Origin of the sequence: Enterococcus ureasiticus (genome assembly GCF_001730285.1) — a bacterium.
Classification (GTDB): Bacteria; Bacillota; Bacilli; order Lactobacillales; family Enterococcaceae; genus Enterococcus_L; species Enterococcus_L ureasiticus.
The window spans coordinates 365,421-376,747 of sequence record NZ_MIJZ01000015.1; the positions used below are offsets into that span (position 1 = coordinate 365,421).

The 11,327-nt window shown below is 36.0% G+C and carries 9 protein-coding genes and 1 other annotated feature; of the genes, 5 read left to right on the forward strand and 4 right to left on the reverse strand.

The features are described from left to right. Positions 1-185: 185 nt before the first annotated feature. The 5 genes from BCR21_RS14250 (at position 186) to guaB (ending at position 5,817) form a co-directional block, all read left to right on the forward strand. On the forward strand, positions 186-383 hold the full coding sequence (locus tag BCR21_RS14250; protein ID WP_025870734.1) for a DUF951 domain-containing protein: 198 nt from the start codon (positions 186-188) through the stop codon (positions 381-383). Positions 384-386: 3 nt separating this feature from the next. Continuing rightward, the gene (ychF, locus tag BCR21_RS14255; RefSeq protein WP_069647123.1) at positions 387-1,487 is read left to right on the forward strand and encodes a redox-regulated ATPase YchF; all 1,101 of its coding nucleotides are present in this window, start codon (positions 387-389) and stop codon (positions 1,485-1,487) included. Positions 1,488-1,588: 101 nt separating this feature from the next. After that, the gene (locus BCR21_RS14260; RefSeq protein ID WP_069647124.1) at positions 1,589-2,272 is read left to right on the forward strand and encodes a DUF1129 domain-containing protein; all 684 of its coding nucleotides are present in this window, start codon (positions 1,589-1,591) and stop codon (positions 2,270-2,272) included. A 225-nt stretch (positions 2,273-2,497) separates the two neighbouring features. Then, entirely contained in the window at positions 2,498-4,174 is a 1,677-nt protein-coding gene (locus BCR21_RS14265; protein WP_069647125.1) for a glycosyltransferase family protein, read from the forward strand. 158 nt (positions 4,175-4,332) lie between these two features. Next, positions 4,333-5,817 (forward strand): IMP dehydrogenase, encoded by a 1,485-nt coding sequence (guaB, locus tag BCR21_RS14270; protein WP_069647126.1) that lies wholly within the window; start codon positions 4,333-4,335, stop codon positions 5,815-5,817. A 58-nt stretch (positions 5,818-5,875) separates the two neighbouring features. Here the strand turns inward: guaB and BCR21_RS14275 are convergent, their stop codons facing one another. From BCR21_RS14275 to croR, 4 genes are all read right to left on the reverse strand, one after another. Further along, entirely contained in the window at positions 5,876-7,369 is a 1,494-nt protein-coding gene (locus BCR21_RS14275; RefSeq protein WP_069647127.1) for a polysaccharide deacetylase family protein, read from the reverse strand. A gap of 110 nt (positions 7,370-7,479) precedes the next feature. Continuing rightward, positions 7,480-8,751, reverse strand: a complete 1,272-nt coding sequence (serS, locus tag BCR21_RS14280) for a serine--tRNA ligase (RefSeq protein WP_069647128.1) — start codon at positions 8,749-8,751, stop codon at positions 7,480-7,482. A gap of 99 nt (positions 8,752-8,850) precedes the next feature. After that, positions 8,851-9,063: a binding site (T-box leader), on the reverse strand. Between the two features lie 38 nt (positions 9,064-9,101). After that, positions 9,102-10,253 carry a sensor histidine kinase CroS gene (gene croS / locus BCR21_RS14285; protein ID WP_069647129.1) on the reverse strand — a complete coding sequence of 384 codons (1,152 nt, stop codon included), beginning with the start codon at positions 10,251-10,253 and terminating at the stop codon, positions 9,102-9,104. After that, on the reverse strand, positions 10,243-10,932 hold the full coding sequence (croR, locus tag BCR21_RS14290) for a response regulator transcription factor CroR (protein ID WP_010762183.1): 690 nt from the start codon (positions 10,930-10,932) through the stop codon (positions 10,243-10,245). Before croR ends, croS begins: the two co-directional genes overlap by 11 nt. Positions 10,933-11,327 lie beyond the last annotated feature (395 nt).

The window sequence follows — 11,327 nt, forward strand, 5'->3', positions numbered from 1 at the left end:
TATTTTATTTTTATTATTTCGAGAAATAATATTATTTATTTTTGTTGGTCCTTATTTAATGTATAAAAAAGTGAATTAATAAAATAGCTTTGCTTGATTGCCCAAAAAATGGTATTGTATCTTTGTATGTTTATGTCTGATTTCATGAATATGGATGACTATTTGTTAGAAGGGATATGTCTGTTATGTATGATCTTGGTGATATTGTAGAAATGAAAAAACCCCATGCTTGTCAGGCAAATCGTTGGGAAATTATCCGAATGGGTGCCGATATTAAAATAAAATGTACGAACTGCGGTCATATCGTTATGATGACACGCCGTGATTTTGAAAAAAAGATGAAGAAAATTTTGGAAAAAAAACTGATAAAGGATAGTGAATAATCAATGGCATTAACAGCTGGAATCGTAGGTTTACCTAACGTAGGGAAATCTACCCTTTTTAACGCAATTACAAAAGCAGGAGCAGAGGCGGCGAATTATCCGTTTGCAACAATTGATCCTAATGTGGGTATGGTTGAAGTACCAGATGAGCGCTTGCTGCGTTTAACAGAGTTAGTGAAACCTAAAAAAACAGTCCCCACTACTTTTGAGTTTACAGATATCGCCGGAATTGTAAAAGGCGCAAGCAAAGGTGAAGGTTTAGGGAATCAATTTTTAAGCCATATTCGCCAAGTAGATGCTATTTGTCATGTGGTACGTTGTTTTGATGATGATAATATTACTCACGTTGAAGGACGTGTAGATCCGTTAGCAGATATTGATACGATCAACTTAGAATTAGTATTAGCAGATCTCGACTCTATTACGAAGCGCTATGCTCGTGTGGCAAAAATAGCTAAAACAAAAGATAAAGATGCAGTAGCAGAGCTTGCAGTATTAGATAAGCTTAAACCAGTTCTAGAAGAAGGTTTGTCTGCTCGGACGATCGAATTTACTGAAGATGAGCAAAAAATTGTTAAAAGCTTATTCTTATTAACAGCAAAACCTATTTTATATGTAGCAAATGTTTCAGAAGATGAAGTAGCAGATTCTGACAACAATCCATATGTTCAGCAAGTTCGTACTTTTGCTGCAAATGAACAAGCAGAGGTAATTGTTGTTTGCGCACGTGCAGAAGAAGAAATTGCGGAATTAGATGACGAAGATAAAGCTGACTTTTTAGAAGCACTAGGCATCGAAGAATCTGGCTTAGATCAATTGATTCGTGCAGCGTATGATTTATTGGGACTAGCGACATACTTTACTGCTGGAGAACAAGAAGTTCGTGCCTGGACTTTCCGTAAGGGGATCAAAGCACCTCAAGCAGCAGGAATCATTCATACTGATTTTGAACGTGGATTTATTCGCGCAGAGACGGTTTCATTTGATGATTTGAATACGTATGGCAATATGCAAGCAGCCAAAGAAGCGGGCAAAGTTCGTTTAGAAGGAAAAGAATATATTGTTCAAGATGGCGATGTTATGCTTTTCCGTTTCAATGTATAGGAAAAAAATTGCTAAAAACTGTTTTTCTCCCTAAAAAATGTGTTAGAATACTTTTTAGGTAAAGACTGCCCCGTTGGCCACGGGCGAGGAGGACGCAAAAAATGGAATCAGAAACACTTCGAGACATTGTTTCAGAAAATCGTGAACTTGAACAAAAATTGACAAAGAGAAATGAACAATACATCTTTGACTTAAAAAAATCATTAGTTGCTGCTAACCTTTCAGAAGAAGCACAAACACTTGCTTTGCATGAAATTCTACCTCATTTAGTAGAAGGTCAAAAAAGCGGGAAGACTGCGCGTCAGCTTTTCGGAACAGTGGCTGAACGTACGGAGTCTATTTTAAATAAGCCAGAAGAACTGCCTGAGTCAACCCCAACCTTGATGTGGTTGGATAACACATTGTTATTATTTGGTGTAATGACAATCATGTTCTCGGTTATGATGATGTGGTCTAAAGGAAAATCACAGCCATTAGGTTTATTGACATTAGTGCTAGCATCAATGGCTGGAGGTTATGTATTTTATTTAATGTATAAATATGTGTATCAGTACGATCGTCCAGGTGTGGATAAATCAAAACGTCCTGGTTGGTTCAAAACTGGCTTGATCTTAGTTGGAGCGATGCTTTTATGGCTAGTTGTCTTTGCAGGTTCTTCAATGTTACCGCCGATTATCAATCCTGTTTTAGATCCAGTAATTGTGATTATTATTGGTGGGATCGCCTTAGGTACCCGTTACCTATTAAAGAAAAAATACAACATGCGTAGCAGTTTGGCGCGTTAAAGAATAAAAGTAGAAGAGTCATAAACAAAGCTAATCATAGTTTTGTTTAAGGCTTTTTTTTTAACTAATAAATTAAGTGGAAATTTCCACTAACACAGAATCATTAAATATCGATAAATAAATTCAAACTAAAAAGGTTCATGTTTGAAAGAAAAGCCTCAGCACGCTAACATAGAAACTAAGAATGAAATTTACAATTAATTTTCATTATGAAGAGGTGGATCAATGAAAACATGGGTCAAACAACATAGTCATTTTCTAATTTTTTTAAGTTTTTTTATATTAAGTGTCTTATCTTTATATATTGTTTATCTTCGAAATGGGCATATCATGATTGGTGACGATTACCATTTTCATCAAAATCGGATCGAAGGTTTGGCTTTATCTTTGCAGCATGGCATATTGTTGCCGAAAGTAAGCTACTTTTTTATTGGAGGATATGGGTATGCATCTAGTTTATTTTATCCAGATTTTTATCTGTATTTTCCAGCAATTATACGTATGGTAGGCTTTTCACTCGCAACTAGTTTTGTCATTTTTTCTATTGGAATCAACTTGGCTACATTTGTTTTAACCTATGTATCTGGAAGATACATGGAATTAACGAAAATTAAAAGCTACTTATTTTCATTATTGTATACTTTATCAATTTACCGGTTGCAAGACTTTTTTAATCGCCAGGCTATTGGAGAGCTGTTGGCAATGGGCTTTTTTCCATTAGTTCTAGCAAGTTTATATCTATTGAAAAATGGGAAAGAGAAAAAATGGTTATTGTTAACAGTAGCTATGACAGGAATTGGTTTAGCTCATTTTATTTCATTGGAAATCGTTAGCATTTTTATAGGGATGTATATTCTTTTAAATCTGAAGTGCTTCTTAAAGAAAGAGGTCATTGTTGCGATATTAAAGGCCGCAGGAGTTACTGTTTTACTGCTAGCTTTCTATTTAGTGCCCGTTTTTGAACAGATGAGTCATGTTACGTTTCAAGTAACGTCTAATCCTTTGACGTTGATTTCAGATAGAAGCTACTCTTTGAGTGAACTAATAACTAACAGCTTTAAAAATAGCGTATTTCATGCTTCTTCAGCGAATATAGGCGTTATCCTGTTATTTGGTTTGGTGATCTACACAGTAATGCTTTTTAAGCGAAATTCACCCAATCGTGAGTTGGTCATTCTTGCTTTGCTATTTATGTTTATGACAACGGATCTTTTTCCTTGGCAGTTCTTTGACAATACGCCACTTAATACGATTCAGTTTCCTTGGCGCTTTTTATCGATCGTGACGTTGTTGCTAGCATTTCTTATTGCAAATGATGATATTGGATTATTTAAAAAATTTCCAAGTAGTCAGATAATCTTGATAATGGTTATTTTAATTGGTGTTGGGTTGTATGAAAAAGAAAGTATTGATACTGAAGGAAAACGTATATTATCGCACCACTCATACGATCAAACCAATAGCTATTATATCGGTGCTGGGCACGAATATTTACCAAAAGAAGTTGATTATTCTACTATTAAAAAGAATAAAAAACGAAAAGTCGTTTATGATGATTCTAAAATAGAAATAACAAACGTTAAAATGAACTTTGATTCGGTGGCTTTTGACTATCGCACAAATGATACAAAGAAAACAACTGTTACTGTCCCATTTATCTATTATTATGGTTATCAAGCTAAAATAGTAAGTGATGGCAACGAAAAAATAATTCCGGCCTCATTAAATAAACAAAACGGATTAGTTGATATTGAATTATCTAAAAAAGGCAGGGTTTCTATTTCTTACCAGACAACGTTGGCTCAAAAAATTTCTTTGAGTATCTCTGTTTTGACTCTTTTGGCTTGTGTAACATGGAAGGGTGCAACGATGTATTCTTCTAAGATGAAAACAAAGAAATAACTATGGCTATCATTTTATTTTGATAACAAAGAAATGAGAAAACACTCATGTTTTGAGAAACGAAAAGAAAATCTCTGCAAACTGAGAAATGCGGTTGACTTACCTTTTATTATCTGTTATTTTCTTATATAAAATTAAATAGAGGAGTGGTCTAGAAAATGTCTAACTGGGAAACAAAATTCGCGAAAAAAGGTCTTACATTTGATGATGTTTTATTGATTCCAGCAGAAAGTCACGTATTGCCTAACGAAGTGGATATGAGTATCCAACTAGCTAAAAATATTAAGTTGAATATTCCTCTGATCAGTGCAAGTATGGATACCGTAACGGATAGTAAAATGGCCATTTCAATGGCTCGTCAAGGTGGTCTAGGTGTTATTCATAAAAATATGAGCATCGCGCAACAAGCAGATGAAGTTCGTAAAGTAAAACGTTCTGAAAGTGGTGTAATCATTGACCCATTTTTCTTAACACCAACGAATTTAGTAGCAGATGCAGAAAATCTGATGAGTAAATACCGTATCAGTGGAGTGCCTATCGTAGAAACGATGGACAACCGTAAATTGGTTGGTATTATTACGAACCGTGATATGCGATTTGTCACGGATTATCAAATGAAGATCGACGAAGTAATGACGAAAGACAACCTAGTTACAGCCCCAGTTGGTACTTCTCTAAAAGACGCTGAAAAGATTTTACAGAAACATAAAATCGAAAAATTACCGATTGTTGATGAGAACAATCGTTTAAGTGGCTTGATCACAATTAAAGATATCGAAAAAGTAATCGAATTTCCCAATGCAGCGAAAGATGAGCATGGTCGTTTACTAGTCGCTGCGGCAGTTGGTGTTACAAGTGATACTTTTGAACGTGCGGAAGCTTTATTAGATGCAGGAGTAGATGCGATCATTATCGACACAGCTCATGGTCATAGCGCTGGCGTGATTCGTAAGATCAAAGAAATTCGTGATACATTCCCGGAAGCGACATTGATTGCTGGAAATATTGCAACAGCGGAAGGTGCTAAAGCACTTTATGATGTAGGTGTGGATGTTGTTAAGGTTGGGATCGGACCTGGTTCTATTTGTACAACGCGTGTCGTTGCAGGTGTAGGTGTTCCTCAATTGACAGCTATCTATGATGCGGCTTCTGTTGCACGTAAATATGGTAAAGCAATTATTGCTGATGGCGGGATCAAGTATTCAGGAGATATCGTAAAAGCTTTAGCTGCTGGCGGACATGCAGTTATGTTAGGTAGTATGCTAGCTGGAACAGATGAATCACCAGGTGAGTTTGAAATTTATCAAGGTCGTCGTTTTAAAACATATCGCGGAATGGGTTCACTGGGCGCAATGGAAAAAGGCTCAAGTGATCGTTATTTCCAAGGCGGTGTCAACGAAGCCAATAAACTAGTTCCTGAAGGTATCGAAGGCCGTGTTGCTTATAAAGGTAGCGTGTCGGATATTGTGTTCCAATTGATTGGTGGGTTAAAATCAGGTATGGGTTATGTCGGTGCGGCAAACTTAAAACAATTACGTGAAGAAGCACAGTTTATTCAAATGAGTGGAAATGGGTTGAAAGAATCTCATCCTCATGATGTGCAAATTACAAAAGAAGCCCCTAATTACTCGGTAGAACAATAAATCGAGATAACGATAAAAAAATTCCGATGTCGCATAAGACATCGGAATTTTTTTATGTTTATTGAACAGGTCGTTCATCTTTAGAGCCATAATACATATGGAGTGGTTTGGCTTTTTTTCCTAATAATTCTTTAGAAGGTAAAATTTCATAGCCTGCTCCACGTAAGTGATCGATCACAGTTGACACAGCGTCCACTGTTTCTGGATGAATGTCATGCATCAATACAATCGTGTCATTATAAGCTGTATCGTCAATACGTTTAATAATCGCCTGAGCATTATGACTTTGCCAATCTTGTGAATCGACAGACCATTGAATGATTGGTTTACCAATTATAGCTGCCACATCTTTGTTTACAGCACCATATGGTGGTCTAAAATCAGTTGGGAGCTTGCCAATTGCATGATAGATAGCTTTGTCTGTGTTTTGGACTTCTTCTTTCACCGTTTGTGCATCAACTCCAGTCAATTGTGGATGTGAATAGGAGTGGCTAGCTACTTCATGGCCTTCTTCAGCCACTCGTTTTACAACGGATTCATGTTTTACAACATTTTGCCCTAACATAAAGAATGTTGCTTTGACTCCCTTTTCTTTTAGAATATCTAGAAGTCTAGGGGTAGTCTCAGGATTAGGACCATCATCAAACGTTAGTGAAATGTATTTCTTGTCTGGATCTAAAGGGTTAGGTAATGCATCTTTGATAGAAGATACATCAATAAACTCTGGATTTACGTAACCAGCAATTTCTTTGTAGGACAATGTGATTTCTTTTTTACCCGTAGGATTTTCTGGTAAGCCTAAGCTGATTTTATCGGAATAATAAGTAAAGGCGGTTCCATCTAGAGAAATACTTGGCATGTTGAGTATATCATCAATAATGGCATTACCATCGGGACTTTCCGAAAGCAATTTTTGTTGAACAACTTGCTGAACGGCTAAGACATTTGCTTCGCTTATAAAAATATCCTGCAAGCTCAGTGGCTGTTTTGTTTTTTGATTGACGAAGGCTGTATTTTTACCTTGTTCCGTTTTTTCAGACCAGTCTTTTTTCTCTTGATCCCAAGTATAGGTCTCAACGACAGGTTGATAGCTGATTACTTGTTCATTGATTTTTACCCTTTTCACATAACCGATGAGCTTGATTGCGGTCTCTTTGGGACTGTTCTTTTGAGCAACGTCGATCAAACCTGTCAATTCAGTTTTGATTGTTGGTAATTGAGGAATAGAGTCAGCTGCAACAGGTTCATAAATAAGAGTCTGGATGCTGCCGTCTGTTTTTTCTTGCTCGGTAGTTTTAAATTCTTCTTGGTTTTGATCTTTCCGAATTTTTTCTAACAAGGCGGCTTCTTTTTGCTCATATTGATCATCCTCTTCAAGTTTGCTTGCTTCTTTTGGCTGATGCTGCATGGCATAGGTTGCATAAACACCACCGCAGACCAAAATGAATGAAATCGCAAAAACGGATAGAAAAGCTATTTTTTTTGAAAAACTGTACTTATTTTTTTTGTGCCGACTATTTCGGGTTCTTGATGGGTGATTATTTTTGTCCATAACGTTTGATCCCTCTAATTTATAAATTTGATTGTTTACAGTAATATAAATGTATCACGCTTGTTTTGGACTTTCAACAATGATTTTGTTATATGAATGATTCTTTTGATTTATTTAATTAGTTTTAAATTACCCATATATGGGATCAAAACTTCTGGAATGGTTACTGTTCCGTCTTCATTTTGATAATTTTCTAAGATAGCTGCAACTGTCCGGCCAACTGCCAAACCAGATCCATTTAGTGTATGAGCATATTGAACTTTATCATTTTCATCACGATAGCGGATCATCGCACGACGAGCTTGGAAATCTTCACAGTTTGAACAAGAACTGATTTCACGATAAGCATTTTGAGCTGGGATCCAGACTTCTAAGTCATATGTTTTCGCAGCTGAGAAGCCCATATCGCCAGTAGCTAATGACATGACGCGATAAGGTAGATTTAATTTTTGTAAAATATCTTCTGCATTTGCCGTCATTTTCTCTAATTCTTCATAAGAATGTTCTGCATCGCTAAATTTCACCATTTCTACTTTGTTGAATTGATGAAGACGAATCAAGCCTCGTGTATCACGGCCGGCACTTCCAGCTTCAGAACGGAAAGATGGACTTAGCGCTGTAAAATAGATTGGTAAATCTTTACCGTCTAAAATTTCATTATTATAATAATTTGTTAAAGGAACCTCAGCTGTTGGGATCAATGTCATATCAGTCCCTTCTAATTGAAAAACGTCTTCTTTGAATTTAGGAAATTGACCAGTACCAAACATAGAATTACTGTTTACAATGTAAGGGGTCATCATTTCAGTATAACCATGGTCATAAACATGCATATCCAGCATAAAGTTGTACAATGCGCGCTCTAATCTAGCACCTAACCCTTTATAGTAGACAAAGCGACTTCCAGAAACTTTTGCTCCGCGCTCAAAATCAAGAATATCTAATTTTTCTGCTACATCCCAATGTGGTTTCGGTTCAAAAGCAAAATTTCTAGGCTCGCTCCAACGGCGTACTTCAACGTTATCATCTTCATCTGCGCCTACGGGTACTGAATCATGAGGAAGATTAGGTAATGTTGTAGATATTTCATGAAGCTTAGCATCGATCGCTTCGATTTCAGTGTCCATTGCTTTGATATTACCGCCAACTTCTTTCATTTCAGCAATTTTGGCTGCGGCATCTTCTTTATTTCGTTTTAATTGTGCGATTTCTGCTGAAACATCATTCCGATATTTTTTTAACTCTTCTGATTTCACTAATAAATTACGACGACTTTCATCTAAGCGCAAGAATTCTATTAATATCTCTTCTTTTACACCACGGTTTTTCAATTTTGCTTGAACATCATCAAAATTTTGACGAATCATTTTTACATCTAACATAATTACTCCTCCTTAAATTTAAAAGCGCAATGGGTTAACCCACGTAGCTAGATAACATTATAGTAAAATAAAAAGCCACTCCATCCCCAGAAAAAAATTTCTTGGGACGAAATGACTTGAATTTCGCGGTACCACCCAAGTTCAGCTGTAACGCTGCCCTTGTAATGCAGATAACGGCTGCAGCCGGTCTGACTTATTTCGTCAAACGCATGTAATAGAGACGGACTTCTTTATAGTAGAATATTTGCTCTCACCACCGCAAACTCTCTTTGATTCAGCACTATAAATACTTTTTCTCTTTGCTTGTCATTAGGATACAAAACTTTTGTTTAGATGTCAACCTTAGCAAATTAATTTCGCTTTAAAGGTAAGTGAATAATGAAAGATGTCCAGTGATTATCGGACGTTGCATAAATGTAGCCGCCATGCAAAGCTATAATACTTTGTGCGATAGCCAAACCAAGACCTGTTCCACCTGTTTCTTGGGAACGAGATTCTTCTACGCGATAGAAGCGATCAAATAATTGATCTAAGGATTTTTTAGGAATTGGCGGACCATCATTTCTAACAGCGATTACAGCTTCTGTTCCAACTTTCTCTACATCAATGACGATATTTTTGCCGCCCTTACCGTATTTTAGTGCATTTGATAGTAGATTATTGAAGACACGAACTAGTTTCTCAGTATCGCCATCCATTTTTATTGATGCCGGATCAGCATTGACTTGAATCGTCATATCATTTTTATCTGCTTCCAACTCAAAGTCAGCAGCAAGTTGTTCGATCAATTGTGCCATATCAAAACTAATCGTATTGATCGGGACGGAAGGCTGACGAACTTTTGTATATTCAAAAAGATCATCAACAAGCAGTTTCATTTGTTTCGCTTTTACATAAGCTGTATGTGTGTACTTCAGCAAATCTTCTTCATTATGAAATTGTCGATCCTCAATCAAACCTAAATATCCTATAATAGAAGTTAAAGGTGTTCTAATGTCATGACTAACGTTTGTGATCAGCTCATCTTTTGATTTTTCTATTTTACGTTCATCCTCAATGGCTGCAACGGTACTATCAACTAGTCCGTTGATACTAGTGACAACTTTTGCTAAATCACCACTTAGCTCGAAAGGAATCCGATGATCGTAATTTCCATCGGCGATATAATGTAGTTCGCTGATAATGTGACGTAATTGCATTTGGCGATAACGACGAATCAAACGCCAGTATAGTACAGCAACGTCCACTATAAAAAATATTGGGATAACAAATTTACTCAAACTCCAAAATAAATCTGTATTTAGCTCTGTTGCAAAAGCACCTTTAGTTGCCCAGATGATTCCTTGTAGTGTTTGGTTACCACTAAGAATCACCGTAATCGAGACATTTAATAGAAGCAACAGGATAATCGTGACGATTCCTTCAGCAAGTAATTCGCTGATTTCCTTTGATGTTAGGGTAATTCGCTTTTGTTTTTCGATTTTTTTTTGTCTAACGAGCATCGATCTTATATCCAACTCCCCAAACTGTTTGAATGACTTTTTCTCCACCAGTTGCTTCTTCTATCTTATCTCTCAAGTGACTTACATGAACCATGACTGTTTTTGCAGAAACAATGCTTTCTTGTTGCCAAACTCGTTCAAAAATTTCATCAGCACTGAAAACACGATTAGGATGACTAGCTAATAGATACAAAATCCCAAATTCCAATGCCGTTAATTGAATTTCTTTTCCTTCAACTGTTTTTACCTCATGGGAATCTTTGTTGATGATCAATGATCCTATTTCAAGTACATCAGGTTCATCCGCTTTAAGTTGCATTTGACTCCGTCTTAAAATAGATTTAACACGAGCCATAACTTCTAATGGATTGAATGGTTTTGTAACATAGTCATCAGCACCAGCTACCAACCCTTTGATTTTATCCATATCAGTTGTTTTAGCAGTCAACATAATAATCGGAATTTGAGATTCCTTTCGTAATTCCTTAACTACTTGCATACCATCCATAATTGGCATCATGATATCTAAAATAAGTAAATCAATATCTGAAATTGTTCGAATCTTAGATAAGGCTTCTTTCCCATCATAAGCTTTAACGACTTCGTACCCTTCGTTGTGAATATAAATGCTCAGTAGTTCTACAATCTCTTTATCGTCATCAGCAACTAAAATTTTCATATCATTCATTTCCTCCATATATATAGTAGAATCCTTCTTCCTTATTCTAACAAAAAAATAGAAAAATTGACAAAAACAAAGAGAAGTTACGGGAAATTTAGAATATGTTACTAAAAATTAAGAAATAGGTCGGAAATCGCCTTTTTATTAGTTAAAAACGAACAATAAAGAACAAAAGTAATAAAACAATCGGGAACGAAAAAAACTTTAAAAAAAGTACAAATTTTAGTTGACCTAAGCCCATAATCTTGGTATATTATATCTTGTCGCAAGGCACTGATGTAACATGCTGAACGACAAGAATAATATAACAGTCTGAGTTTGAAAAAAACTTTGACAATCAGCGAAATAGTTGTTGACAAATAACAACAGTCCTGATAAACTAGTGAAGTTGT

Excerpts from the sequence above, each read along its gene's own strand:
- croR (WP_010762183.1), bottom strand. The coding sequence starts at position 10,932 with ATGAAAATTTTAGTTGCTGATGACGATAAAGAGATTGTAGAACTACTG.
- guaB (WP_069647126.1), top strand. The coding sequence starts at position 4,333 with ATGTCTAACTGGGAAACAAAATTCGCGAAAAAAGGTCTTACATTTGAT.
- croS (WP_069647129.1), bottom strand. The coding sequence starts at position 10,253 with ATGCTCGTTAGACAAAAAAAAATCGAAAAACAAAAGCGAATTACCCTA.
- BCR21_RS14265 (WP_069647125.1), top strand. The coding sequence starts at position 2,498 with ATGAAAACATGGGTCAAACAACATAGTCATTTTCTAATTTTTTTAAGT.
- BCR21_RS14260 (WP_069647124.1), top strand. The coding sequence starts at position 1,589 with ATGGAATCAGAAACACTTCGAGACATTGTTTCAGAAAATCGTGAACTT.
- BCR21_RS14275 (WP_069647127.1), bottom strand. The coding sequence starts at position 7,369 with ATGGACAAAAATAATCACCCATCAAGAACCCGAAATAGTCGGCACAAA.
- ychF (WP_069647123.1), top strand. The coding sequence starts at position 387 with ATGGCATTAACAGCTGGAATCGTAGGTTTACCTAACGTAGGGAAATCT.
- serS (WP_069647128.1), bottom strand. The coding sequence starts at position 8,751 with ATGTTAGATGTAAAAATGATTCGTCAAAATTTTGATGATGTTCAAGCA.
- BCR21_RS14250 (WP_025870734.1), top strand. The coding sequence starts at position 186 with ATGTATGATCTTGGTGATATTGTAGAAATGAAAAAACCCCATGCTTGT.